We start from the raw sequence: 25,484 nt of genomic DNA, 5'->3' as shown, positions 1-25,484 counted from the left end.
GCGGCTTGGACGAATGGGAACGAGGTCCCTAACGCCACTCGGCCAGGTACTCCGTGGGCGTGCAGCCGGCGAGTGCACGGAACTCCCGCACCAGGTGGGCGTGGTCGGCGTACCCGCAGGCGGCGGCGACGTCGGAGATGGACGGTGCCGCCGTGGTCGGCGTGCCGTCGTAGACGCTGGCCGGCGCCAGGAGCCGGGTGGCCCGGTGGAACCGCAGCACCCGCGCCGTGGTCTTCGGGCCGAGGCCGACCTGTGCGCGGAAGCGGGTGAGCAGGTGGCGGCGGCTCCAGCCGGTGTCCTCGGCCAGCTCCTGCACCCCCACCCGGCCCGCGCTGCGGCGCAGCCGGTGCCACGCCCACGCCACCTCCGGGTCCGGGCGGGCGGCGGTGGCGTCGAGGCGGCGCAGCAGGACCTCGTCGAGCCGCGCGAAGCGGCGGGCCCAGTCGGGCTCCTCGGCGAGGCGGGCGGGAAGGCCGGCCAGCTCGGGCGACTCGAGCTCGGTGAGCGACGGCGCCACGTTGGTGAGCGCGGGCATCGGGCGGCCGAGCAGCGCGAAGACGCCCAGCGGGCTGAGGTCGACCTGCAGCCCGTGCTGGGGACCGACGAACTCGGTGACGACCGGTCCGTCGTGCATGCCGGCGAGGAACGACGCCGGAACCGAGGGCCCCGCCGGGCCGTGCAGGCGGATCTGCGGGCCGAGGCTGAGGATCAGCGTGCACGAGGCCGCCGGCGCCTGACGACGGCGCACCGGCGTGTCGCTGTGCTCGCGGTAGCCCAGGTAGCGCACCACGTGCCGGGCGAGCGCGGGATGCGGTCGCCCCAGGGAGTACTCCCCGTCCACCTCGCCAGGCTACGTCAGCATCCCCAGCCCGTACGCGACCGACGTGAGCACACCGAAGATCACCAACGCGAACAGGACCGTCAGCCAGAGGCGTCGAAGGGTGCCCATCCGCCTATGCCAGTGACTCCGGGCCCGCGGTGATCATCTCGTAGATCAGGAACACCGAGAACGCGACGTAGAAGAGGGCGATCAGCACCATCACCGGCACCCGCCACCCCTTCAGCCGCGCGAAGTCCGGCAGCGCCTTGCGGTTGAGCACGACGAGCAGCACCGAGTAGATCGCCATGACGAAGCCGCCGCCCGTCGCGGAGATGACCAGCAGCGCGACCGGCTTGATGCCCGTCCAGATGATCGAGGAGCCCGCGATGATCAGGAGCCACACGACGGTGATGTAGATCTTGCTCTCGCTCCAGAAGCCGCTCTCCCTCAGGAAGGTCACCTTCAGCGAGTCGGCGGTGAGCCGGCTGACCCAGTCCACGACGCCGATGTTGGTGGAGAGCAGGATGAGGAACCCGGCCACGTAGAACGCGATGCCGAACCAGGGGGCGACGATCGAGGCGAGCTCGCGGCCCTCGGCGTGGAGGAAGTCCAGGCCCGAGCCGAGGGTCGTGTTCACCCCGAGCATCGAGACGACGAGCACCTGCATCGCGACCAGCAGCAGCACGCCGACGAACCAGAACGTGAGCAGCTGCTCCTGGTTGGCGATGGTCCACCACCGGCGCCACCGGCGCTCGTTCTCCGGGGTGGAGGGCGTCATGTACCCGAGGGACGGCGCCGCCACCTCCTCACCCGTGATCGGGGAGACGATGTTGGGGATGCGGATCCCCATGCCCATCCCCTTGTCGCGGATGTAGTTGCTCTGCACCAGGTTGTTGCCCCCACCGGCCCCGGCGAACACGATCGCGCCGAACAGCGACGCCGCGCCGATTACGCCGATCGAGGCGGGCAGGTCCCCCACGCCCTGCGGGATGCTGGTGACGACGCTCGCCCAGGCGCTGCCCTTCGTGGCGACGACGATCGCCGCGACGACGAACGCCAGGATGAGGACGACCATCACGCCCTGCACCTTCTCGAGCGTCTGGTAGATGACCGGCGACACGGTCACCGCCAGCCCGATGGCCAGCAGGACGATCGTGGTGATGAGGGGGACGTTCGAGTCGTCGAGGTTGAAGATGAACGTGAACTCGGTGGCCGCGCTGGAGGCCCACCCCGGCCACACGTTGGGCAGGATCGCGCCGAGCACCATGATCACGCCCCACGGCAGCCACAGCCGGGAGAAGCCCGTCACGGCCGTCTCCCCGGTGATCAGCGTGTAGCGCTCGATCTCCATGTTGAGGAAGTACTGCATCGTGATGCCCACGAGGGCCAGCCACACGAGCCCCAGGCCCACCTGGGTACTGATGTAGGGCCAGAGCACCAGCTCGCCCGACCCGAGGGCGGTGGCGGTGAGGATGACGCTCGCCCCCAGGTAGTTCCGCAGTCTGCGGGGCTCCGGGAGATCGCTGTACGGAACCGCCGGTAGGTGCGTGCTGGGAAGTTCCGACGCCAACTGTGTGCTGGACTCCGCCATTGGACCCGCCTCCGATGCGCCACGTTGCGCAAAGTGCCGATGTCACTACCCGTGAGCTGGGCGCCGCAGTATAGGCACCGATCGGGCGAACGCGCAGGGCGAGGCCGATCAGGAGTGGTGGGCCGCCCGGTGCGCGGCGAGCACGTCGCGGCCGAAGTCGGACTCCGGGTCGCGCCACACCGCGTGCGCGTGGTTGACGTTCCGCTGGGTGTTGTCCCACTCGACGAGCAGCCGCGGGCCCTGCAGCCGGTAGTAGTGCGGCTCGCCCGGCGTGGTGGAGCCGGCCCAGGCGACGTGGACGGCGTCCAGCGCGGCCGGGTCGTCGTAGCGGGGGAGCGAGGAGATCCCGGGCGGGACGCGGTCGAGGTAGGTGCCGAGCAGGGCGTGGAGCAGCTCGCGCTGGGTGCCGTCGAGCTCGGCGCCCGGCACGCCCTTCGGGTCCGGGGTCAGCGCGACGGCCTCCTGGTCGGCGCCCTCCAGGCCGGTGGCGGCCGACGCCGCACCCGGGGGTGTGTGCGGGCCGGGCCGCCACAGCCCGTCGCGCACCACCCCGTTGTCGATCCGCGGGCTGTTGGCGCCCACGATGTCGTCGGGAGCTCGGGGCAGCAGCATTGCCCGCGCGGCCGGCTCGGGGCGCAGCGAACGCACCAGCTCCCGGGCCAGGTCCTCGGCGGCCGCGAGCGGCCGCAGCACGGCGCCGCCCAGCAGCGGTGACGCGGCGGGGTCGGCGCCCAGGAAGCACGGCGTGGTGGCGGCGACCCGCCCGTCCACCACGAGGTTGTGCAGCGACACGTGGTGGCCGCCGAACCGCCATCCCCACGGGGCCCGCCCGCCCGGCTCGCCGAAGACCCGCAGGTAGTACTGGCCCGGGTCGCGGCCCCGCTCGCGCCCGAAGTCGACCGTGAAGCCCTCGGTGCGGTCGAGCACGTTCTCCAGGCCGAGGACGGTGGCGACGGTGGTGTACCCGGCCGCCGACAGGCCGCTCGCGAGCAGCCGCATCACGAGCCGGTGCTGCGCGGGGCGCTGCTGGTGGAAGGTGAGGCCGCCGTGATCGGTGGGGGTGTAGTACCAGCGCGTGCGCTCGGCCTCCCCCTCGCCGCTCGCGCCGGGTGGTGGCCCGACGGCCACCTCGCGCTGGGTCGGGTCGAGGGAGTCGAGCCACGCCGTGGCCGCCTCGGCCATCCGGTCCGCCACCTCGCGACCCGCGTCGGTCACCGCCTGCGCCATGGCCCGACCTTAGGCCGTGTCCCGCGGATCTCGAACGCGGGATTCGCGCCCGGTCGGCTCCTGGCTGCGTTGTCGGCTCGCCCGAGTACGCCCCGTACGAGGACGAGCCTCCGCCTTGCCAGGAGCCGACTGGATCACGAATCCCATCGCCCGAGATCCACGGGACACGGCCTGACCGGTCACACCGCCGGCATGGGCGGCCCGCCGAGCCCGCCGCGAGCGCGGCCGAGCCGGATCTCGCAGCGCACGACCGCCGGGTCCAGACCGGTGAGGTCGACGATCAGCGACCGGGCCGCGTCCTCGGCGTCCGGCATCGCCTGGGCGGTGGTGGCCGCTTCGATCTCCGGCACGTAGAGCACGAGGTGCCGCTCCGAGAGCCAGGCGACCACCTCGAACGTCCGCTCGCTGATGTGCGCGGCCACGCCGACCACGGTAGTCCGGGAAGGTGCCGTCGTCGTCATCCACAAGGAGTGACGGAGCAGTCCTCGTTGTCGGCCGAGTCGTCGGAGGGCCGGTCCACCCCGGGGTCGCCGAGGATTCCGGGTTGCTCGGGATCGTCGGGGGTGACGTCCGGTTCGTCCGGTGCCGGGGTGGGCGGCGGGGCCGCCACGGGCGGCTCCGGTGGCGGGGGAGGCGTCGACGTCGGTGGGGGCTTCTCGTTCGGTCCCAGCGGGGACGGCGGCTCGCCGATCGGCCGGAACTGCGGGAAGTCCTGGACGGGGGTGCCCGCCACGGCGTCGGACATGACGTCCTGCCAGACGTCGCCGGGCAGGCTGCTGCCCTGGATCGGACGGCCGCGGGCGGTGCGGATCGGGGAGTTCATGTCCGTGCCCATCCACACCGCCGTGGTGACGGAGGGCGTGAACCCGGCCATCCACGCGTCGTTGTTCTCGCCCTCGAACCGGGACTGGACGGTGCCGGTCTTCGCCGCCACGGGGCGGTCCCCCGGCAGCGCGAGGTCGTCGTGGTCGGCGACACCCAGCATCGCCTCGACGACGTTGCGCGCCACGCGCTCCGGGAAGCGGCGCTCCCCGTCGGTCGAGGCCTGGTAGAGCACCCGGTCGTCGGCCGTCACGACGGACGACACGAGGTGGGGCTGGCGCCAGATCCCGCCGGCGGCGATCGTCGCGTACGCCGAGGCCAGCTCGAACGTCGAGACCTCCTTGTTGCCGAGCGCGATCCCGTCGGTCGGGTTGTCCAGCGGAGCCTTGATGCCGGCGGCGCGGGCCGCGGCGGCGACGGACTCGGGGCCGACCTTCCTGGCGAGGCTGTGGAAGACGACGTTGTTCGACACGGTCATGGCCTGCTTGAGATCGCACTCGTCGCAGTCGGCCCCCGAGGCGTTGCGCAGGCCGGGGATCTCCCGGCCGTCGAAGGTCTCGCCGAGGCCGACCGGCGGTTCGCGCTGCAGCGCGGCGAGCACGACGAACGGCTTGAACGTCGACCCGGCGAGCTTGCGCACCTGCGCGTAGTCCAGGCCCAGCCCGTTGTCGCCGCCGTAGTAGGCGAGCACGCCCCCGGTCTCCGGGTCGATCGTCACCACCGCGCTGCGCAGGTTCACCGGTTGCCCGTCGAGGGCGTCGTGGGCCGAGCCGACCACCTGTTCCTGGCGGCGGGGGTCCACCGTCGTGGTGATCCGCAGGCCCTCCTGCGCGACGTCCTGCTCGGTGAACCCGAGCTCCTCCAGCTCGGCGGTCACCGCGCTGACGATGTGGCCGCGGCTGTCGGTGGGCACGCCGCGGGCGAGGGAACGGCGTGCATGCGTCTCGGGGAAGTGGGCGGCGGCCCGGTCGGCCGGGGTGAGCCAGCCCTGCGAGACCATCCCGTCGAGCACGAAGTTCCACCGCTCGACGGCCCGCTCCGGGCTCACCGCCGGGTCCCACCGGGACGGCGACTGGATCAGCCCGGCGAGCAGCGCGCCCTCCGCCGGGCTGAGGTCCTGGGCCCCCTTGCCGAAGTAGGCCTGGGACGCGGACTGGATGCCGTAGGCGCCGCGGCCGAGGTAGATCGTGTTCAGGTAGTCGGCGAGGATCTCGTCCTTCGTGCGCTCCTGGGAGATCTTGACCGCGAGGATGACTTCCTTGTACTTGCGCCAGAGCGTCTGCTCGTCACCGACGAGCGCCTTCTTGACGAACTGCTGGGTGATCGTCGAACCGCCGCCCTCGCCGCCACGCAGCTGGTTCCAGGCCGCGCGCATGATGCCGGTGAGGTCGAAGCCGGGGTTGGAGTAGAAGGAGCGGTCCTCGGCGGCGAGCACGGCGTGGCGCACGTGCAACGGCACCTGGTCGAGCGGCACCTTGGTCCGGTTGCCCTCCTCGGGAACGAGCCGGGTGAGCGGGCTCCCGTCGGCGAACGAGACCAACGCCACCTGGTTGTTCACCGCCTCGTCCGGGTTGGGGACCGAGAAGACGAGGTAGCCGGCCGCGAAGGCGAGCACGGGCCCGAGCACGACGGCCGCCGAGGCGCCGAGCAGCGCGCGCCGTGCCAGCCGCATCCGGCGGGCGCGCCGCCGCTCCTGCGGGGAGGACCGGCCCGCGCGGGCCGGCGCGTCGACGACCGGCAGCACATCCGTGGCGTCCGGGGCGCGGTGGCGGGCGGTGTCCTCGCCGACCCTGCCCGGCGTCGGCCCGTGTGCCCCGTTCCCGTTCCGCTGCGCCCGGTGCCGCTGCGGCTTCGCCGGTTGCCACCAGCCGACGCCCGACGGATGGGCGTCGCGCCGCGACCGCTGCTCCGGCAACCCCGCTCGCCGCACCCCGGGTTCCGTGGATCGGGTGGAGCGCTTCGGGTGGGCTCCGTGCACGCGTCCCACCTCCCCTGGCCGGCCCTCCCGCCTGGTGGCGGGGAGAACGTCGGGTCCAACGGGCGCTCCCGCGCAGGCGGTGTGGCGGTGGCCCCGACATCACCCGATGGGCGTGCGCAGAGTGATCACGACCCGGTCCAGGGGGCCGATCCGTGCACGGTGGGTGATCGGGCGTCCGCCGGACGGCCGCGCGCCGGGCAGGGTCCGGTGGGTGTCCGGTCGGCCCAGCGGTCGCACCGCCGAGCGGGTGGACGTCCGTTGCTCCGTGGCGTCGCTGGGATGCTGCCGGGATGCTCCCCGCTCCCCGCGACCCCCACGCGCACGAGGCGGTGCCCCCCGATCCACCGCCCGACCCACCGCCGCTCGCGCCCCAGCTCACCGCGCTCCTGCGGTCCGCGGGAGCGCAGGCCCTGCACGCCGTCGACGGCGAGAGCGGCGAGGTACTGGCCGAGGCCGGCCTCGCCGCAGGTGACGACGTACCCGCGCTGGCCCAGCTCGCGCGGGCCGCCAAGGCGCTCGGCCGCGGCCGCGGCGAGTGGCTGGAGGACCTCGTGGTGACCCTCGGCCGCACCGTGCACGTGCTGCGCGAGTGCGACGGGGTGGTGCTGCACGCGCGCCTGGACCCCGCCAGCGGGGATGTCGGAGCCGTGCGGCGCGGCCTCGCTTCGCCCGATGTGCGGCGTGCCGCCGAGGCGGCCGGCAGCGCCGCCGCCCCGACCGCGCCGCCCGGCGACCGAGCCGGCGCCCCCGCGCCCGCGCCGCCACCCCCGCGGGGAACGCACCGGAGGGAGCCGAGACCGCCCGCCGGCCCTCGTCCGGCCGCAGCGGCGGCGCCCTCCGGGCCCGCCTCCCGCCCGCGTCCCGCGGCCGAGACCGGCTGGCCGTACTCCGTCGCCGAGCCGCCGCCCGCCCCGCCGCCCGCCACATCGCCTCCCGCCCCGCCGCCCCCCGCCCCGCCGGGCCGGCGCCCCGCCCACTCCGCCGACGCTCGACGGGCTGCCGAACCGGCCGAGCGAACCGGCGACGACGGGGCCGGTCCGGAGCCCGATGCGCTGGCCACGGCGCCGTCGATGCGTCCGGTCCCACCGCAGCCCCGCCGGGTCCCCGCGCGCCCGCTCCCGAGCGTCCCGGCGCAGGCGCGCCCGCACCCGATCTCGAGGCCGACCCCGCTGCTCCCGATGCAACCGGTCCCCGAACCGGACCCCCAGCCGTCCCCGCCGCCGTCGGTGCGGCCGTCCCCGACGCCGCGGTCCGGCCGCGTGCAGGAGCCGCCGCGGGTCCCGCTGCCGCGGCCGGCGGGCGGTCCGGCCCCGGCCGGCCGGGACCCCGCACTCGTCACGGTCGACGGCGGCATGCCGCTCACGGGCTCGGGCGCGCTCGCCGTGCTCGCGCTCCCCTCGGCGGCGCTGCCGCATCGTCGGCGGGTGGCCCCGGCCCGCCCGGCCCCGTCCCCGCACGGGTTCGTGACGCCCCCGGTGCTCCGGCAGCCGTGGGCGTCGGACGTCCCGACGATGCGGCGGATGCTCGCCGGGCTGCACCGGATGAACTAGGCCGCGTACCGCGGGACACCGCCCGGCCCTGCTGCCGGAAACCCGCTTCGGCCCGGTGGATAGCATCGACGGGTGTCGGGCGATCGGCGCCCGAACCCGAAACCCGTGGAGGTCTCCCGTGTCCGCGCCCGCATCCCGCCCCGCGTCCGCCCCCGTCCGGGTGCCGGCCGGGACGACGGCCGGGGCCGCGGTACGCGAGGCGGGCCTCCCCACCGCCGGACCCACCGCCGTCGTCGTCGTGCGCGACGCCGCCGGGCAGCTGCGCGACCTCGCATGGGCGCCGGAGTCCGACGTGGAGGTGGAGGCGGTCGCCGCCGACACCGACGAGGGGCGCAGCGTCATCCGGCACTCGGCCGCGCACGTGCTCGCGCAGGCCGTGCAGCAGCTGCGGCCGGAGGCGAAGCTGGGCATCGGCCCGCCCATCACCGACGGCTTCTACTACGACTTCGACGTCGACCAGCCGTTCACCCCCGACGACCTGAGCAAGCTCGAGTCGTCGATGAAGAAGATCATCAAGGCGGGCCAGCGGTTCTCCCGCCGCCGCTTCGACTCGCGCGACGACGCCCGCAAGGAGCTCGCCGAGGAGCCGTACAAGCTGGAGCTGATCGACCTCAAGGGCGCGCCGGGGGAGGACGTCGTCGAGGTCGACGAGTCCGGCGAGCTCACCATCTACGACAACGTGCACGCCCACACCGGCGAGACCGTGTGGTCGGACCTGTGCCGCGGCCCGCACGTCCCCACCACCCGCTTCATCCCGGCCTTCAAGCTCATGCGCACCGCGGCGGCGTACTGGCGCGGGGACGAGAAGAACCCGCAGCTGCAGCGCATCTACGGCACCGCGTGGGAGAGCCAGGAGGCGCTCGACGCCCACCTGGAGCGCCTCGCCGAGGCCGAGCGCCGCGACCACCGCCGTCTGGGCGCCGAGCTGGACCTGTTCTCCTTCCCGGACGAGATCGGCTCCGGCCTGCCGGTCTTCCACCCGAAGGGCGGGGTGATCCGCAAGGAGCTGGAGGACTACTCGCGGCGCCGCCACGAGGAGGCGGGCTACGAGTTCGTCAACACCCCGCACATCACGAAGGCGCAGCTGTTCGAGACCTCCGGGCACCTGTCCTGGTACCGCGAGGGCATGTACCCGGCGATGCACCTCGACGAGGAGCTGGCCGCGGACGGCACCGTGCGCAAGCCCGGCCAGGACTACTACCTGAAGCCGATGAACTGCCCGATGCACAACCTGATCTACCGGGCGCGCGGGCGGTCCTACCGGGAGCTGCCGCTGCGCTTCTTCGAGTTCGGCAGCGTGTACCGCTACGAGAAGTCCGGCGTGGTGCACGGGCTCACCCGGGCCCGGGGCTTCAGCCAGGACGACGCCCACATCTACTGCACGCAGGAGCAGATGCAGGGCGAGATCCGCGAGCTGCTGCAGTTCGTGCTCGGCCTGCTGCGCGACTACGGCCTCGACGACTTCTACCTGGAGCTGTCCACCCGCGACCAGGAGAAGTCGATCGGCTCCGACGAGGACTGGGAGCGGGCCACCGACGCCCTGCGCGAGGCCGCCGAGGCCAGCGGCCTGGAGCTGGTGCTCGACCCGGGCGGCGCGGCGTTCTACGCACCGAAGATCAGCGTGCAGGCCAAGGACGCCATCGGGCGCAGCTGGCAGCTCTCCACCATCCAGGTCGACCTCATGGAACCGGGCCTGTTCGACCTGGAGTACACCGCCGCCGACGGGTCCCGGCAGCAGCCCGTCATGATCCACCGCGCGCTGTTCGGGTCGATCGAGCGGTTCTTCGGCGTGCTCACCGAGCACTACGCGGGCGCGTTCCCGGCGTGGCTCGCCCCGGTGCAGGTGGTCGCCATCCCGGTCACCGACGAGCAGGTGCCCTACGTCGAGGACGTCGCCCGGCAGCTGCGGTCCCGCGGGATCCGCGTCGAGGTGGACGCGAGCGACGACCGGATGCAGAAGAAGATCCGCACCCACACCATGCAGAAGGTGCCGTTCCTGCTGCTCGTGGGCGGCCGGGACGCCGAGGCGGGCGCGGTCAGCTTCCGGTTCCGCGACGGCACGCAGCGCAACGGGGTGCCCACCGCCGACGCCGTGGCCGCGGTGGCCGACTGGGTCGGCAGCCGCACGAACGTCTCGCCGAACGCGGAGGTCTTCGCCGCGCCGTCCTGAGGGTGGACCCCCGGCCGTGCACCGGGCGTCCGGGTCGATGGGGGCCGCCTGGGCGCGGAGACCGCGATCAGGGCGCCCTGTGCGCGGCCTAGGATCGGCGCATGAGTGAGGCGGGCGAGCCGGCGTACGAGGCGCGCGACGGCGTCGGCACACCCGACGGGTTCCGCAGGCTGTGGACCCCGCACCGGCTCGCCTACATCAAGGAGGCCGGTGCGGAGGGCTGCCCGTTCTGCCGCATCCCGAAGCTCTCCGACGAGGACGGGCTCGTCGTGGCCCGCGGCGACACCGTGTACGCGGTGCTGAACCTGCACCCGTACAACCCCGGGCACCTCATGGTGCTGCCCTACCGGCACGTCGCGGAGCTGGAGGACCTCGACCCGGACGAGGCGGGCGAGCTGATGGCGTTCACCCAGGCGGCCGTGCGGGCGATGAAGCGGGCGGCGGCGCCGCACGCGTTCAACGTGGGTCTCAACCTGGGCACCGTGGCGGGCGGGTCGCTCGCCGAGCACCTGCACCAGCACGTGGTGCCGCGGTGGGGCGGCGACGCCAACTTCATCACCGTGATCGGGCAGACGAAGGTGATCCCGCAGCTGTTGTCCGAGACCCGGTCGCTGTTGGCGGAGGCCTGGCCGGCGCCGGGTGCGGTGGCGGATCGGCCGTCGGGCGAGCGGCAGTAGGCTGGGTCGCACTAGGTAGGCGGCGCGGCCGGCAGCCCGGCGATCAAGCAGGAGTCCATGCTCAACGTCTTCGCCCGCGTGCAGGTCAACCGCGTGACCGAGCCCGTCGGACGGTGGCTCGTCGCGCGGGGGGTCGCGCCCGACGTGGTCACGGTGATCGGCACGGTCGGCTCGGTCGCCGCTGCGCTGTGGTTCCTCCCGCGGGACGAGCTGTTCGTCGGGGCCGCGGTGGTCACGTTCTTCGTGCTGCTCGACCTCGTCGACGGGGCGATGGCCCGCGCCCGCGGCTACAGCACCCCGTTCGGGGCCGTGCTCGACTCCACCTGCGACCGGGTCGCCGACGGGGCGCTCTTCGCCGGGCTCACCTGGTGGTGCCTCGGTGCGGGTGGGGAGCGGGTGCTCGGCGTCGCGGCGCTGCTGTGCCTCGTGTCGGGTCAGCTGGTGTCCTACATCAAGGCGCGGGCGGAGGGCGAGGGCCTGTCCGCCGACGGCGGCCTCGTCGAGCGCGCCGAGCGCCTGATCGTGGCGCTGGTCGGCGCCGGCCTGCACGGGCTCGGGGTGCCGTACGCGTTGCACGTCGCGCTCTGGGTGCTCGCGGCGGCGTCGGTGTGGACGGTCGGGCAGCGCATCGTGGCGGTGTACCGGAGCGCGCGGGACGCCGGCTCGGTCCCCCCACCCGGCCCGGCGCCGAGTCCGTGAGCGCACAGCTCGACGACCTGCGGTACGCGCTGGCGTGGCGGCTGGCGCGGACCCTTCCGGCCGGTGTCACCGGACGGGGGTTCCGGTTCGCGGCCGACCTCGCCGCCCGGTCCGGGGGCGGGCCCGCCGCGGGGCTGCGGCGCAACCTCGCGCGCGTCGTGCCGGGGGCCACGCCCGCCGAGCTGGACGCCCTGGTGCGGGCCGGCCTGCGCAGCTATGCCCGGTACTGGTGCGAGATGTTCCGGCTGCGGCCCGGGGACGCGCCTGCCGTGCACGCCCTGATGGACCGGGGGATGAGCGGCACGGCGCCGTTCCACGCGGCCCTGGACGACGGCCGTGGGGTGGTGTTCGCGGTGCCGCACAGCGGCAACTGGGACGCCGCGGGCGTGTGGGTGGTGGAGACGCTGCGCCGGCTGGGCCGCGAGCCGGCGTTCACCACGATGGCGCAACGGCTGGAGCCGGAGTCGCTCTACCGCCGGTTCCTGGACTACCGGGAGGCCCTGGGGTTCGAGGTGGTGGCCGCGGAGGCGGGCACCACCGCACACCGGGCCCTCACCCGGCGGCTGCGGTCGGGCGGCGTGGTCTGCCTCGTGGCCGACCGGGACCTCACCGGTTCCGGGATCGAGGTCTCGTTCTTCGGCGAGCCCGCGCGGTTCCCGGCCGGGCCCGCGCGGCTGGCGGCGCTCACCGGCGCGGTGCTCATGCCGGCGTATCCGCACTTCAGCCGGGACGGCTGGGTGGTGCCGATCGCCGAGCCGGTGCCGGTGGACCGGACCCCGGAGTCGGTGGCGAAGGCCACGCAGGCGATCGCCGACGCGTTCGCCTGCCTGATCGCGCGGGCCCCGCAGGACTGGCACGCGCTGCAGCCGCTGTGGACGGCCGACCGGGAGTCACCGTGAGCCCGCCCCTGCGGGTGGGGATCGTCTGCCCGTACTCCCTCGACGTCCCGGGCGGGGTCCAGGCCCACGTCGTGGGCCTCGCCGCCGCGCTGGAACGGCTCGGGCACCCGGTGGGCGTGCTCGCGCCCGCCGGGGTGGGCACGCCGGTGCCGGGGTTCGTCACACCGGCCGGGCGCTCGTTGGGGGTGCCCTACAACGGGTCGGTGGCCCGGGTGGCGTTCGGCCCGCTCACGTACGCGCGGACCCGGCGATGGCTCGCCGAGCACACGTTCGACGTGCTGCACCTGCACGAGCCCACCACGGTCAGCGTCTCCGTCCTGGCGCTGCTGGCCGCCGAGGGCCCGATCGTCGCGACGTTCCACACCTCCACCGAGCGGTCGCGGGCGCTCGCCGCGTTCGGCGGGGTGCTGCGGCCGCTCATGGAGAAGGTCACCGCGCGGATCGCCGTGTCGCCGCACGCCCGCCGGGTGCAGGTCGAGCACCTCGGGGGCGACGCCGTCGAGATCCCCAACGGGGTCGACGTGCAGGCGTACGCGGAGGGCCCACCGTTGCCGGGATACCCGCGGCCGGGAACCGTCGGGTTCCTGGGCCGGTTCGACGAGCCCCGCAAGGGCATGCCCGTGCTGCTGGACGCCGTCGGCCGGCTCGCCCGGGAGCGGCCGGACCTGCGGGTGCTCGTCGTGGGGCGCGGGGACGCCGCGGCCCTGCGGCGCCGGGCCGGGCCGGTGGCCGACCGGCTCGACGTCCTCGGCCCGGTCGACGACGCCACGAAGGCCGCCGCGCTGCGGTCGGTCGACGTGTTCTGCGCGCCCAATCTCGGCGGCGAGAGCTTCGGTATCGTCCTGACCGAGGCGTTGGCGGCGGGCGCACCGGTGGTCGCCAGCGACCTGGATGCCTTCCGCGCCGTGCTGGGGGAGACCGCGCCGGCGGGCCTGCTGTTCCGCGCCGGAGACGGGGCAGCGCTCGCCGAGCGGCTCGCGTCCTTGCTGGACGACCCGGTGCGCCGGGCGGCCCTGGCCGGGGCCGGCCGGGTACGAGCGGAGGAGTTCGACTGGCCGGTGGTCGCGTCCGCGGTGCTGAGGGTGTACCGGGCGGCGGTGGCGGCGGACCCGCGCCGGTTGGCGACGGGAACCCGATGAGCGCACCGCACACCGCGGATGGGGACGGCACACATGCCCGGCGCTCTGTGCCGTCGCCACTCGATGTGTGCGCTCGACCGGTGGGGTGGGGGTGGGGTCGGTGATTCTGCTGCTCTTCCTTGGCGTCGTCGTTCTCGTCGCGGTCGCTTCGCTCGTCGTCGGGCGGGTCCGGCGGCTGCACCGGCTGCACGTGCGCACGGACGCCGCGCGGGCGGCGCTCGAGTCGGCGCTGCAGCGCCGGGCCGCCCAGGCGCTGGCGGTCGCGGGCGTGCTGGAGGCGGTGCCGGGCGCCCGGGACCGCGCGCAGGGGCTGCGTGCCGCCGTGGCCGGGACCCGCGCCGCCCAGGCGGGCGAGCGCGACCGCGAGGCTGCGGAGAACGTGCTGGGACGTGCGCTGGCGGGCATGTCGCGCTCGGCGCTGCCCGGGCCCGTGTTCGAGGAACTGGTGGACGCGGAGCAGTTGCTCATCCTCGCCCGGCGGGTGCACAACGACGCCGTCCGCGACACCCGGGAGCTGCGCTCCCGGCGGCTGGTGCGCTGGCTGCACCTCGCGGGGACCGCGCAGATGCCCGAGTACTTCGAGATCGCCGATGCTCCGGATGTGACCATGGCCGCTCTCGCGCGTCCACCGATGGCACCCCCTGCCTGACGTAGGATCGGGTGAACCGCCAGCAGATCCGAGAGGTAGACGGCCGTGTCCTCCCCCGAAACGCCCACCACCGCCCCCGCTGCGCCCGATTCGGTGCTGGGAACCGCGCGCGTCAAGCGCGGCATGGCGGAGATGCTCAAGGGCGGCGTGATCATGGACGTCGTCACCCCGGAGCAGGCGAAGGTCGCCGAGGACGCGGGCGCCGTCGCCGTCATGGCGCTCGAGCGCGTGCCGGCCGACATCCGGGCCCAGGGTGGCGTGGCCCGGATGAGCGACCCGGACATGATCGAGGGCATCGTCGGCGCGGTCTCGATCCCGGTGATGGCCAAGGCCCGCATCGGCCACTTCGTCGAGGCGCAGGTGCTGCAGTCGCTCGGCGTCGACTACGTCGACGAGTCCGAGGTGCTCACCCCGGCCGACGAGGCCCACCACATCGACAAGTGGGCGTTCACCGTGCCGTTCGTCTGCGGCGCCACCAACCTCGGTGAGGCGCTGCGCCGCATCTCCGAGGGCGCGGCCATGATCCGGTCCAAGGGCGAGGCCGGCACCGGCAACGTCGTCGAGGCCACCCGGCACATGCGGTCGATCCGTTCCGAGATCCGCAAGCTCGCCGCGCTGGACGAGGCGGAGCTGTTCGTCGCCGCGAAGGAGCTGCGCGCGCCGTACGAGCTGGTGGCCGAGGTCGCGAGGGCCGGCAAGCTCCCGGTCGTGCTGTTCACCGCGGGTGGCATCGCCACCCCGGCCGACGCCGCGATGATGATGCAGCTTGGCGCCGAGGGCGTGTTCGTGGGTTCGGGCATCTTCAAGTCCGGCGACCCGGGCAAGCGCGCCGAGGCCATCGTCAAGGCCACCACGTTCCACGACGACCCCGACGTGATCGCCAAGGTCTCCCGGGGCCTCGGCGAGGCGATGGTCGGCATCAACGTCGCCGAGATCCCCGCGGAGCAGCGCTACGCCACGCGCGGCTGGTGAGCGGGCCCGTCCCTCGATGCGGTCGAGTTCGCCCCCGGTGAGGTGATCCGCTCGGCCGGAGCAGTGATCACTGCTTAGTGTCCGCCGTGTCCGAGTTGTGACTCGAGGTGCGGGGGAGACGAATGAGGCGATCTCTGACCATCGCGGCCATCGTCGGGACGGTCGTGCTCGGGAGCGCTTCGACGGCCGGCGCGGCTCCCCGGCCGGCGCCGCCGCCACCGGCGCCCGCCGCCCCCGGCGTGTCGGCGGGGCACGAGACGAGTGCCGCCGCGCTGCACGGGTGGGGCGAGCCGGACCGCGTCGATGAGTTCGACGGGAAGCTCGGCGACGGCTGGAACGTCTATGACGGGCCCGGCCACGCCGACCAGGGCCGCCGCACGCCGGACGCGCTGAGCTTCGCCGACGGCATCATGACGATCACCGGCAGTCCGGAGGGCGACACCGCGGGCATGGCGTGGGGTGACGGGCAGCGCTACGGGCGCTGGGAGGGCCGGGTCAAGGCGCCCGCGAGCGACGAGTCCTACAACGCCCTGCTGCTGCTGTGGCCGGACGCCGAGGACTTCCCGGTGGGCGGCGAGATCGACTTCATGGAGATGATGGACCACACCCGCCAGACCACGAACCTGTTCCTGCACTACGGCAAGGACAACGACCAGGTCGGCGGCGAGGTGCAGATCGACGCCACGCAGTGGCACAACTGGGCCGTGGAGTGGGCGCCCACCCACGTGGCCGCGTTCGTGGACGGCAAGGAGTGGTGGCGCACCGAGAAGGTCGACATCCTCCCGCCGCGGCCCATGCACCTGTGCGTCCAGCTCGACTGGTTCCCCGAGGACGGGAAGGGCGACGTGCAGGAGTCGCACATGCTCGTCGACTGGGTGAAGCAGTACCCGTACCAGGGGGCCGACGCGGGGGAGGGCGCACCGCTGCGGGAGGGCGCCCCGGACCCGGGTCGCGTGCTGCAGTCGTCCCAGCGGGCGCCGTCGGTGCGGTAGGCGCGCGGGTCAGACGTACTCCATCACCAGCACCGCGGCGCACCCCGAGGTGAGCGCCTCGTAGGTGTGCGGGCGGTCGCCGGGGAAGCGGGCGTAGTCGCCCACGCCGAGCTCCACCTCGCCGCCGACGGGTCCGGCGCGCCACCGCCCGGCCGTGACGACCATGTGTTCGGTGGTGCCGGGGATGTGGCTGTCGGCGGCGCGCTGCGGCCCCGGCTCGCCCGCGATGACGTGCAGGTCCCGGCGGGCGCCGGGCGGGCAGGCGGCGAGCAGGGTGCCGCTGAACGGGGCGTGCTCGGACGGGATCGCGACGCCCTCACCCGCGCGCAGCACCTGCACGGGAGCGGTCGGCGGGTCGACCAGCCGGCTGAACGGGACGTCGAGCACCACGGCGAGCGCCCAGAGCGTCTCGACGCTCGGGTTGCCGGTGCCCGCCTCGAGCTGGGAGAGCGTCGACTTCGCGATGCCGGCGCGGCGCGCGAGCTCGGTGAGCGAGATCCCGTGCCGCTCGCGCTCCCGGCGCAGCGATGCCGAGATGACGGAAAGCGGGCCTGTTCGATCCATCGGTCTCCTTGTTCGGCTTGACGAACGCACCGTGCCTCGTTCACTCTATCGGACATGCGTTCGCTGAACCGAACACTACGAGGATCGGCACCGCGCGCGGACGACCTCCGCGACGCGCTCGCCCTCGCGGCCGCGATCGCCGTGGTCGGTGCCTCGTTCGGCGCGCTGGCCGGCACCGCGGGGGTCCCGTTCGTCGTCATGGTCGCGCTCTCGGTCGTGGTGTTCGCCGGCGCGTCGCAGTTCCTGGTGGTGGCCGTGGTGGCGGCGGGCGGCAACGTGTTCGCGGCCGTGGCCGCCGGGCTGCTGATGAACGCGCGGCACGTGCCCTTCGGGCTGGCCATCGGTGGCACCGTCGCCGATCGGTGGCCCGCGCGGCTGCTGGGAGCCCACCTGCTCATCGACGAGGCGGTGGCGTTCTCCCGGGCCCGGGGGAGCGGACCCCGCGCCCGCACGGCCTACTGGACCTGCGGGATCCTGCTGTTCGTCTGCTGGAACGCCGGTGCGATCGCGGGCCGGCTGGCCGGCTCGGCCATCCCGGACCCGTCCGCGTTCGGCGTCGACGCCGCCTTCCCGGCGGCGCTGCTCGCCCTGCTGCTGCCCGCGTTCCACCGTGCCGACGCCCGCCGGGTCGGGCTCGCCGCGGCGGTGGTGGCGCTCGCCGCCACCCCGTTCCTGCCGGCGGGCGTGCCGGTGATCGTCGGACTCCTGGGCCTGCTGGTGGCCCGGACGGCACGGGAGGACTCATGAGTTGGGCGGCGGTCGTCACCCTGGGCGTGGGCACCTACCTGATGCGCCTCGCCGGCATCGTCCTGCGGGACCGGATGTCAGTGCCGGAGCGCGTGGAGCGCTACCTCGACCTGGCCGCCACCGCGCTGCTGGTGGCCCTCGTCGCCACCGCCACCCTCACCGAGAGCGGCGGGTTCGCCGGCTGGGCGCGGCCCGCAGGCGTGCTCGTCGGGGTCGTGGCGGCCTGGCGACGCGTGCCGTTCGTGCTGGTCGTGGTGCTCGCCGCCGGCACGACGGCGGGCCTGCGGATGCTGGGCGTGCCCTGAGTGCCGCCCGGGACGGTCAGCCCGGCGCGGCGTCGTAGCGGGCGAACCGGCGCGTGAACGTCGCCGCGCCCGCGGTGAGCGCCCGCAGGTCCACGGCGTAGCGCAGGAGCTCGACGCTCGGGACCTCGGCCTGCACGAGGGTGCGGCCCTGGCCCGCACCGCTGGTGTCGACGTCGGTGCCCAGCACGCGGCCGCGCCGCCCGGACAGGTCGCCGAGCACGGAGCCGAGGTGCTCGTCGGGCACCCGGATCGACACCTCGTCGTACGGCTCGAGCACGGTCACCCCGCACCCCTCCGCCGCCTCCCGCAGCGCGAGGGCGCCCGCGGTCTGGAACGCGGCGTCGGAGGAGTCGACGCTGTGCGCCTTGCCGTCCACGAGCCGGGCGCGGAAGTCGACCACCGGGTGGTGGTCGTCGGTGAGGCCCCGGTCGGCCTGCGCCCGGATCCCCTTCTCGATGCTCGGGATGAACTGGTTCGGGACCGAACCCCCGAAGATCTTGTCGACGAACTCGATGCCCGACCCGCGGGGGAGCGGCTCGAACTCGACGTGGCACACGGCGTACTGCCCGTGCCCGCCGGACTGCTTGACGTGCCGCCCGGTGACCTTGGCCGGCTTGGCGAGGGTGGCGCGCAACGGGACCCGGACGGGCTCGGTGTCGACCTCCGCCCCGCCCGCCCGCAGCCGGGAGAGCACGACGTCGGCGTGCGCCTCGCCCATGCACCAGAGCACGGTCTGGTGGGTCTCCTGGTTGCGTTCCAGGCGCAGGGTCGGGTCGGCCGCGACGATCTTGGCGAGCGTCTTGACCATGGCGTCCTCGTCGCCGCGCGTGCGGGCCGTGATCGCGACCGGCAGCAGCGGCTCCGGCAGGTCCCAGCACGAGAGCAGGAGCGGGTGGTCCGCGGCCGACACGGTGTCGCCGGTCTCGGCGCTGCCGAGCTTCGTGAGCGCGCAGATGTCGCCCGCGATGCAGGCCTCGATCTCGCGCAGCGTGGAACCCATCGGGCCGTAGACGTGGGCGAGCCGCTCGTCGGCGTCGTGCCCGTCCACCTCCCCGCTGCGCTGGGTCGGGATCCCGGTCGGGTGCCCGCTCACGTGCACCGTGGACTCGGGGCGCAGCGTTCCGGAGAACACCCGCACCAGTGACACGCGTCCGACGTACGCGTCGGCCGAGGTCCGCACGACCTCCGCGGCGAGCGGCCCCTCGGGATCGGCGGCGAGCGGCGCGTGCTCGGCCCCGTCGACGCCGGTGACGCCGGGCAGCGGGTGCTCGAGGGGGGACGGGAACCCGCCGACCAGGACCTCCAGCAGTGCGTCCAGGCCCGTGCCGGACGCGGCGCAGACCGGGATGACCGGGTGGAACGTGCCGCGGGCGACCGCGGTCTCCAGGTCGTCGATGAGCGTGCCGGCCTCGATGTCCTCGCCGCCGAGGTAGCGGTCCATGAGGGTCTCGTCCTCGGACTGCTCGATGATGCCCTCGATCAGCCCGGCCCGCGCGTCCTCGGCGCCGGAGGGGGCCTGGCCGGCCGGGGTCTGGGAGAGCAGGCCGTAGAGGCCGGTGAGGGTGTCGCCGTCGCGCAGCGGGAGGTACAGCGGGGCGACCCCGGTGCCGAACGACTGCTGGCAGGCGGCGATGGTGGCCTCGATGTCGGCGCGCGGGTTGTCGCAGCGGGCGATGACGACCGCGCGGGGCATGCCCACCGCGGCGCACTCCTCCCACTGGGCGACGATCGTGGGGTCGATCGGGCCTTCGCGGCCCGCGTTGGCCGGTACGACGAAGAGCGCGGCGTCGGCGGCGCGCAGCCCGGCGCGCAGCTCGCCGACGAAGTCGCCGTACCCGGGCGTGTCGATCAGGTTGATCTTGGTGTCCGCGTGGAGGAGGGGAGCGACGGACAACGCGACCGACCGCTGCTGGCGGACGGCCGCCGGGTCGTGGTCGCAGACGGTGGTGCCGTCGAGCACGGTGCCCGCGCGAGGGATCTCGCCGCTGTGCGCGAGCAGCGCTTCCACCAGCGTCGTCTTCCCGGAACCGGACGGTCCGACGAGAACCGCGTTGCGTACCCGGCCCGGATCACCGACGGTGGGAGCCGTCCCACGGCTCCCCGCGCGCTGCCCGGCCTCTGCTCTGACCGCCATCGAGGACCACCTCCGCGACGCTGCGTGTGACGTGCCCGCCATCACACACCTGTCCCGGAACGCCCACAACCCCTGCCGACTCGCTTCGACCGGCAGGGGCGGGGCGGTTCACACAGGCGTGCGGGTGGCCGAGGCGAGCAACTGGGCCGCGCCGAGGAACGCCAACGCGATGCCGACCACCCCGCCGATCACGGCGATGCTCCCGCTGCGGCTCATCGTCGGCAGCGCCACCACCAGGACGAACCCGCCCACCGCGCGCAGGCACCCGATCATGGGCGTCGCGCCGCGCGGCGGCTGCCCGAACAGCCGCACGAGCGCGACCCACATGACCACGGCCGGCGTGCCGAGGAACACGAGCCCGATCACCGCGAGGAGGGTGGCCATCGCCCGGTCCGCGCCCGTCCCGCCGCCGTACAGCCAGCCGATGCCCGCGCCGGCCACGAGGAGAGCCAGCAGCGTGACGACGACGGTGGCGACGGTGCAGCAGACCAGCGCGCCGATCGGCCGGCCGGCGGGGGTGGACGGACGGGGCTGTGTCTCCTGAGCCACCTGAGTCATCTCGATCGTCCGCCCGCTCAGGCCTGGCCGGCCGGGAAGAGGATCTCGGTCTGCTGCCGGCTGACCCGGCGGATGACCACGGCGAGCAGGGCGACGGTCGGGGCGAACACCAGGGCGAGCATGGTGTTGTACAGGGCGGTGCCGAGGAACCCCTGCACCGCGTCGGCGCCGCCGCCGACGATCGTGCCGTCTGGCGAGTAGGTGATCACCTGGACCGGGAACAGGGACCGCCCGAACAACGCCAGGACCGTGCCCCCGATCGCGATCCCCCACCACACGCGCACGAGGCGCACCGTGTCGTCGGCGGGGCGGTCCGGGCTGCTGCCGATGCAGATGTCCTCGAGGATCGGACGGGACCACCAGTAGTTCGCGAAGGGCACCACCATCCCGCCCACGGAGAAACCGGGGGAGTAGCGGAAGCGGTACGCCGGAGACAGGACCCCCGCGTTGGTGCGGGCCCGGTGGACCCAGACGAGCCAGGTGATGCCGGCCGCGAGGATGATCGGGAGCATCAGCATCATGAGCGTGAGGGATGCGGACGCGGAGTACTGCTGCCAGAACTCGTCCTCGCTGATCCGGCCGCTGACGTGGTCGGAGATCAGCCCGTAGTTGGACCAGTCCTGGAACAGCGTCATCACGTAGAGCAGGCCGGTGGCCGCGAGGAGCGCGGCGGCGGCGGTGCCCAGCCCGTTGATCGGGCGCGGCGGGGCGGGGGCGGCGGTCGGGGTGGGCTCGGTGGGCTGCGGAACGGCGGTCATCTCATACCTCCGGTGTCGGGGGGGGACACTGTGGACGAGCCGGAGCGACGACCTGCGGTTGGGTCCTGTGGCGCGCACCACAGCGAGTGGGCGCGGATAGGGTGCGGAGGTGCCAGTTCCCGGTCCCGGATACGCCATCACCGCGCGGGTCGAGGTGCCTGCCTCCGCCAGCGCCGCGGGCGACCTCACGATGGCGGTCGGCCGCGTCGGCGGCGTCGTCACCGCGTTCGACGTCGTCGAGTCGCACACGGCCACGCTCGTGGTCGACATCAGCTGCAACGCCCTGAACGAGGCGCACGCCGGTGAGATCACCGCGACGCTCGAGGCGTTGCCCGGCGTGCGGGTGCGCAAGGTCTCCGACCGCACGTTCCTCGTGCACCTGGGCGGGAAGCTGGAGGTGCAGTCGAAGGTCAGCCTGCGCAACCGCGACGACCTCTCCCGCGCCTACACGCCCGGCGTTGCCCGGGTCTGCCAGGCGATCGCGGCCAACCCGGCCGACGCGCGCCGCCTCACGATCAAGCGCAACACCGTCGCCGTGGTCACCGACGGGTCGGCCGTGCTCGGCCTGGGCAACCTCGGCGCGGCCGCCGCGATGCCCGTGATGGAGGGCAAGGCGGCGTTGTTCAAACGGTTCGCCGGGGTGGACGCCTGGCCGGTCTGCCTCGACACGCAGGACACCGAGGAGATCATCCGGACGGTCCAGATCCTCGCCCCGGCCTACGGCGGCATCAACCTGGAGGACATCGCGGCCCCGCGCTGCTTCGAGATCGAGGCCAGGCTGCGGGAGATGCTCGACATCCCGGTTTTCCACGACGACCAGCACGGCACCGCGGTCGTGGTGCTGGGCGCCCTGCGCAACGCGCTGCGCGTGGTCGGCAAGCAGATCTCCGACTGCAAGGTGGTGGTCACCGGGGTCGGGGCGGCCGGTTCGGCGATCATCCGGCTGCTGCAGTCCAACGGCGCGCCGGGTGACGTCGTGGCCGTGGACATCGAGGGGATCGTCCACCGCGGCCGCGCCGGGCTCGACGACAACCTGCGCTGGATCGCCGAGCACACGAACCTCGAGGGCGCCTCCGGTTCGCTCGCCGACGCGCTCGTCGGCGCCGACGTGTTCATCGGGGTGTCGGCGCCCAACCTGTTCGGGGCCGCAGAGCTGCAGACGATGGCCCGCGACGCCGTCGTGTTCGCGCTGGCCAACCCGGACCCCGAGATCGACCCCGCCGTCGCCACCGCGCACGCCGCGGTCGTGGCCACGGGCCGGTCGGACTACCCCAACCAGATCAACAACGTGCTCGCGTTCCCCGGTGTGTTCCGCGGCCTGCTCGACGCCCAGGCCCGCGACATCACCGACGCCATGCTGATCGCCGCGGCCCACGCCATCGCCGACGTCGTCTCCGAGCCGAACCCGTCGTTCATCGTGCCGAGCGTGTTCGACGCCGCCGTCGCCCCCGCCGTCGCCGAGGCCGTGCGCGAGGCCACGCGGAAGAAGGACGTCGCCGCGGTCTGACGAGGCTCAACCGCCGCGGAACAGGTGCTGTTCGGCCGGCGGGAGCCAGCACCCCGCTCGGGTGGGCGGGCGGTAGCCGGCCTTCAGGTGCGTGACGAGCGCCGGTAGGCGCGGGTGGCGGTTGTCGCGCCGCCACAGCAGGGAGTGGGCGTAGACGGGCACCGGTGGCGCCACCGGGATCCGGGCGATCTCGGGGTGCCACGGCACGCGCACGCCCTCCCCGGCGAACGTGACGGTCGACGCCGAGCGGGCCACCTCGTCGAGCAGGTGGTCGAACCCGAAGTCCGGGCCGCGGGTCTCGATCCGCAGCACGAACTCGGCGGCGAGGTCGGCGAACCAGGCGGTCCACTCGGTGCCGGGCGTGTTCCCCGGCATCCACGCGGTCGTGCCGGCGAGCTCGGTCATCCTCACCAGCCTCCGGTCGGCCAGGGGGTGCGCGGCGCCGACGAGGACGTGCAGCGGGTCGAGGCAGACGGTCGTGTGCGCCAGCGCGGGGTCCAGCGGGCCGAGCACCCGGGCGAACGCCGCGTCGACCGAACCGCGCAGCAACGCCGGGATCGCGGACCGCAGGCCGTCCGAGGTGATGATCTCGACGTCGGTGCCCGTGCCTTCGTGGAACCCCCGGACCAGCTCGGTGCTGGCCAGGCGGGTGCCGAGCACGTCAACGCGCAGCGCGCGCCGGCGTGACCGGACGGCCCCGAGCCGCTGGTCCTGTCGTGCGCGCCGGAGCGCCTCGACGCCGACGCCGTGGACGAGCTGCGGCGCACCCTCCTCGCCCACCGCGGCGACGTACCGGTGCACGTCGCGGTCGGTGTGCGCCTGTTCGCCCTCGACGACTACCCGGTCGCGGTCACCGCGGCGCTCCTCGGTGAGCTGAAGGGCGTGCCGGGGATCGCGGTGCCACCCGCGACGTACGCTGGAGGGCGTGGTTCCGGTGATCGGGGTGCTCGCGCTGCAGGGTGACGTCCGCGAGCACGTGGCCGCCCTCACGGCCTGCGGTGACGTGCGCGCGGTGCCGGTGCGCCGCCCGTCCGAGCTGGACGCGGTCGACGCCCTCGTCATCCCGGGTGGGGAGTCCACCACGATGAGCCGGCTGCTGCAGACGTTCGACCTGCTCGACCCGCTGCGCAAGCGCATCGTCGACGGGATGCCGGCCTACGGCTCGTGCGCTGGGATGATCCTGCTGGCGAGCGAGGTGCTCGACGGCCGCCCCGACCAGCAGCAGCTCGGTGGCCTGGACGTCGTGGTGCGGCGCAACGCGTTCGGCCGCCAGGTCGACTCGTTCGAGACCGACCTGGAGTTCGGCGGCCTGACCGGCGGCCCGGTCCGCGCCGTGTTCATCCGCGCGCCCTGGGTCGAGGAGGTCGGGCCTGCGGTGGAGGTGCTCGCGACGGTGCCCCCCCGCACCCTGACGGGCGCCGACGCCGGTGCCGCCGCGGGCCGCGCCGTGGCCGTGCGCCAGGGCTCGGTGATCGCCACCGCCTTCCACCCTGAGCTGACGGGCGACCTCCGCGTCCACGGTCTCTTCTGCGACCTGGTGAAGGCGACGAAGAGGTAACCGCCACGCGCGGGCCCCGAACTGCAGCAGGGTGGATTTACTCCGGTTCAACCGGAGTAAAGCCACCATGCTGCGAGCGGGCACGCACGTCGGGGCGCGGCCGAGCCCGTGCGGCTGCGTAGGCCATGCCCAATTCCCGCAGCACGTCGTCGCCCCGGCTGCGCATCTTGGTCGGGAGCGTCGGCAGGACGATCACGCCGAGGGCCGTCAGCGCGGCGAGCTTCTCCTGCTCCCGGGCGTAGTCCTCGGGTGCGAGGTGCCACTCGTAGGAGTTGATCTCCCAGGCGAGCGCCACGTCGTCCCACCAGGCGTCGGCGATGCCGAGGAGGCTGCCGCTCGCGTCGTACAGGTGCGCGTTCCACCACGGCTCCGGGAGTCCGGACCGTCGCCACAGCAGCCTCGCGTCCGCCTCGGCGGACGACCGGACACCGGCGCGGACGTCGAGCAGCACCCTCCGCGGGGTCGCCGAGCCCCGGCGTCCACCGTCGTCGAGCTCCGCCGAGAGCTGTGCCACCGTGCAGAGCTTGCGCTGCACGGCATCCGACACCAGTTCGGCGATGTCGGCCTTCGACCGGAGGCGGCGGACGGCGTCGGTGACCGCCCGCGGCACGGGCGCCAGCGGGATCCCGCCCCGCAGGTGCGGGTGGGGGAGGCGCTTCGTGCGTTCCACGTGCATCAGGTCGGTGTTGCGCACCTGGCGAGCGTGCGGGACGAGCATGTGCAGCATCGTGGGAAGCGACGGCCCACGGCGGATCCCGTGGCGGCGGCAGGCGTGCAGACCGGTGATCATCGCGTCCGGTCCGCCGTGCAGGAGGGCAGCGGCAACGACCTGCTCATCGGTGGGCCGACCGGTCGCCATGAGGACGATCCCGGGTGCCAGTAGCTGCCAGGGGCCGCCGTCGCGGCACCGGTCGTAGACGGTCGACTCCGGCAGGCCGAGGGCCATGAGCGTGCGGGCCCGGACCACGCCGTGCGGTGCTGCGGCCCGCAAGGCCGCCGGTTCGGGATGACCGGGTCGTCGGCGCATACCGAGATGCTCCGCCGAGACCCCGGTGCGACGGAGCGAAACGGAAGAACTGGTCCCGTGCCGCTTCGCCCCAACCCGCAGCATGGTGGCGTTGCTCCAGTTCAACCGGAGTAAAGCCACCATGCTGCGGCTCGGGCAGGG

The 25,484-nt window shown here is 74.0% G+C and carries 24 protein-coding genes; 13 read left to right on the top strand and 11 right to left on the bottom strand.

The annotated features are described in order from the left end of the window. Positions 1-28 precede the first annotated feature (28 nt). The 5 genes from ACU436_RS01000 to ACU436_RS00980 all read right to left on the bottom strand — a co-directional run bounded on the left by ACU436_RS01000 (position 29) and on the right by ACU436_RS00980 (position 6,438). Complete coding sequence (locus ACU436_RS01000) at positions 29-841, bottom strand: helix-turn-helix domain-containing protein (RefSeq protein ID WP_459020697.1); 813 nt, start codon at positions 839-841, stop codon at positions 29-31. Positions 842-953: 112 nt separating this feature from the next. Further along, a complete protein-coding gene (locus tag ACU436_RS00995) occupies positions 954-2,411 on the bottom strand; it encodes an Nramp family divalent metal transporter (protein ID WP_459020696.1) in 1,458 nt (485 codons plus the stop codon). 108 nt (positions 2,412-2,519) lie between these two features. After that, entirely contained in the window at positions 2,520-3,638 is a 1,119-nt protein-coding gene (locus tag ACU436_RS00990) for a DUF3500 domain-containing protein (protein ID WP_459020695.1), read from the bottom strand. A 179-nt stretch (positions 3,639-3,817) separates the two neighbouring features. After that, complete coding sequence (locus ACU436_RS00985) at positions 3,818-4,060, bottom strand: hypothetical protein (RefSeq protein WP_459020694.1); 243 nt, start codon at positions 4,058-4,060, stop codon at positions 3,818-3,820. 35 nt (positions 4,061-4,095) lie between these two features. Further along, the gene (locus ACU436_RS00980) at positions 4,096-6,438 is read right to left on the bottom strand and encodes a transglycosylase domain-containing protein (protein WP_459020693.1); all 2,343 of its coding nucleotides are present in this window, start codon (positions 6,436-6,438) and stop codon (positions 4,096-4,098) included. A 290-nt stretch (positions 6,439-6,728) separates the two neighbouring features. On the opposite strand from ACU436_RS00980, the gene ACU436_RS00975 reads away from it, so the two are divergent. From ACU436_RS00975 to ACU436_RS00935, 9 genes are all read left to right on the top strand, one after another. Beyond that, on the top strand, positions 6,729-7,988 hold the full coding sequence (locus tag ACU436_RS00975) for a hypothetical protein (RefSeq protein ID WP_459020692.1): 1,260 nt from the start codon (positions 6,729-6,731) through the stop codon (positions 7,986-7,988). A gap of 118 nt (positions 7,989-8,106) precedes the next feature. After that, the gene (thrS, locus tag ACU436_RS00970; RefSeq protein WP_459020691.1) at positions 8,107-10,158 is read left to right on the top strand and encodes a threonine--tRNA ligase; all 2,052 of its coding nucleotides are present in this window, start codon (positions 8,107-8,109) and stop codon (positions 10,156-10,158) included. 101 nt (positions 10,159-10,259) lie between these two features. Next, complete coding sequence (locus ACU436_RS00965; RefSeq protein WP_459020690.1) at positions 10,260-10,835, top strand: HIT family protein; 576 nt, start codon at positions 10,260-10,262, stop codon at positions 10,833-10,835. Positions 10,836-10,892: 57 nt separating this feature from the next. Beyond that, on the top strand, positions 10,893-11,534 hold the full coding sequence (gene pgsA / locus ACU436_RS00960) for a phosphatidylinositol phosphate synthase (protein ID WP_459020689.1): 642 nt from the start codon (positions 10,893-10,895) through the stop codon (positions 11,532-11,534). Next, positions 11,531-12,433 carry a phosphatidylinositol mannoside acyltransferase gene (locus tag ACU436_RS00955; RefSeq protein ID WP_459020688.1) on the top strand — a complete coding sequence of 301 codons (903 nt, stop codon included), beginning with the start codon at positions 11,531-11,533 and terminating at the stop codon, positions 12,431-12,433. The genes pgsA and ACU436_RS00955 overlap by 4 nt, the downstream gene beginning before the upstream one ends. An 8-nt stretch (positions 12,434-12,441) precedes the next feature. After that, on the top strand, positions 12,442-13,572 hold the full coding sequence (locus ACU436_RS00950) for a glycosyltransferase family 4 protein (protein ID WP_459022577.1): 1,131 nt from the start codon (positions 12,442-12,444) through the stop codon (positions 13,570-13,572). A gap of 100 nt (positions 13,573-13,672) precedes the next feature. Beyond that, positions 13,673-14,221: a LemA family protein gene (locus ACU436_RS00945; RefSeq protein WP_459020687.1), complete on the top strand. Its 549-nt coding sequence runs from the start codon at positions 13,673-13,675 to the stop codon at positions 14,219-14,221. Positions 14,222-14,266: 45 nt separating this feature from the next. Further along, positions 14,267-15,193 (top strand): pyridoxal 5'-phosphate synthase lyase subunit PdxS, encoded by a 927-nt coding sequence (gene pdxS / locus ACU436_RS00940; protein ID WP_459020686.1) that lies wholly within the window; start codon positions 14,267-14,269, stop codon positions 15,191-15,193. A gap of 122 nt (positions 15,194-15,315) precedes the next feature. Next, positions 15,316-16,185, top strand: coding sequence for a glycoside hydrolase family 16 protein (locus ACU436_RS00935; RefSeq protein ID WP_459020685.1), 870 nt, complete (start codon positions 15,316-15,318; stop codon positions 16,183-16,185). A gap of 9 nt (positions 16,186-16,194) precedes the next feature. On the opposite strand, the gene ACU436_RS00930 is transcribed toward ACU436_RS00935, so the two are convergent. Further along, the gene (locus ACU436_RS00930; RefSeq protein WP_459020684.1) at positions 16,195-16,749 is read right to left on the bottom strand and encodes a helix-turn-helix domain-containing protein; all 555 of its coding nucleotides are present in this window, start codon (positions 16,747-16,749) and stop codon (positions 16,195-16,197) included. Between the two features lie 54 nt (positions 16,750-16,803). Here ACU436_RS00930 and ACU436_RS00925 point away from each other — a divergent pair, with 54 nt between their 5' ends. Together ACU436_RS00925 and ACU436_RS00920 are read left to right on the top strand one after the other, a co-directional pair. Then, entirely contained in the window at positions 16,804-17,496 is a 693-nt protein-coding gene (locus tag ACU436_RS00925) for an AzlC family ABC transporter permease (protein ID WP_459020683.1), read from the top strand. Continuing rightward, complete coding sequence (locus ACU436_RS00920; protein ID WP_459020682.1) at positions 17,493-17,801, top strand: AzlD domain-containing protein; 309 nt, start codon at positions 17,493-17,495, stop codon at positions 17,799-17,801. Before ACU436_RS00925 ends, ACU436_RS00920 begins: the two co-directional genes overlap by 4 nt. 16 nt (positions 17,802-17,817) lie before the next feature. Here the strand turns inward: ACU436_RS00920 and ACU436_RS00915 are convergent, their stop codons facing one another. The 3 genes from ACU436_RS00915 to ACU436_RS00905 form a co-directional block, all read right to left on the bottom strand. Continuing rightward, positions 17,818-19,935, bottom strand: a complete 2,118-nt coding sequence (locus ACU436_RS00915; protein ID WP_459020681.1) for an elongation factor G-like protein EF-G2 — start codon at positions 19,933-19,935, stop codon at positions 17,818-17,820. A 108-nt stretch (positions 19,936-20,043) separates the two neighbouring features. Next, a complete protein-coding gene (locus tag ACU436_RS00910; protein WP_459020680.1) occupies positions 20,044-20,484 on the bottom strand; it encodes a hypothetical protein in 441 nt (146 codons plus the stop codon). Between the two features lie 26 nt (positions 20,485-20,510). Further along, positions 20,511-21,251: a DUF4328 domain-containing protein gene (locus ACU436_RS00905; RefSeq protein WP_459020679.1), complete on the bottom strand. Its 741-nt coding sequence runs from the start codon at positions 21,249-21,251 to the stop codon at positions 20,511-20,513. A gap of 109 nt (positions 21,252-21,360) precedes the next feature. Here ACU436_RS00905 and ACU436_RS00900 point away from each other — a divergent pair, with 109 nt between their 5' ends. Further along, a complete protein-coding gene (locus ACU436_RS00900; protein ID WP_459020678.1) occupies positions 21,361-22,758 on the top strand; it encodes a malic enzyme-like NAD(P)-binding protein in 1,398 nt (465 codons plus the stop codon). A gap of 6 nt (positions 22,759-22,764) precedes the next feature. Here ACU436_RS00900 and ACU436_RS00895 read toward each other — a convergent pair whose 3' ends face one another. Further along, positions 22,765-23,559: a LysR substrate-binding domain-containing protein gene (locus ACU436_RS00895; RefSeq protein WP_459020677.1), complete on the bottom strand. Its 795-nt coding sequence runs from the start codon at positions 23,557-23,559 to the stop codon at positions 22,765-22,767. 115 nt (positions 23,560-23,674) lie between these two features. Here ACU436_RS00895 and pdxT point away from each other — a divergent pair, with 115 nt between their 5' ends. Further along, positions 23,675-24,316 carry a pyridoxal 5'-phosphate synthase glutaminase subunit PdxT gene (gene pdxT / locus ACU436_RS00890; RefSeq protein ID WP_459022575.1) on the top strand — a complete coding sequence of 214 codons (642 nt, stop codon included), beginning with the start codon at positions 23,675-23,677 and terminating at the stop codon, positions 24,314-24,316. Between the two features lie 37 nt (positions 24,317-24,353). Here pdxT and ACU436_RS00885 read toward each other — a convergent pair whose 3' ends face one another. Next, positions 24,354-25,343: a hypothetical protein gene (locus ACU436_RS00885; protein ID WP_459020676.1), complete on the bottom strand. Its 990-nt coding sequence runs from the start codon at positions 25,341-25,343 to the stop codon at positions 24,354-24,356. Positions 25,344-25,484 lie beyond the last annotated feature (141 nt).

Source organism: Pseudonocardia wallangbongensis (assembly GCF_054486945.1).
Note: the sequence above shows the minus strand (reverse complement) of the source record. Positions and strands in the feature narration are given on the sequence as shown.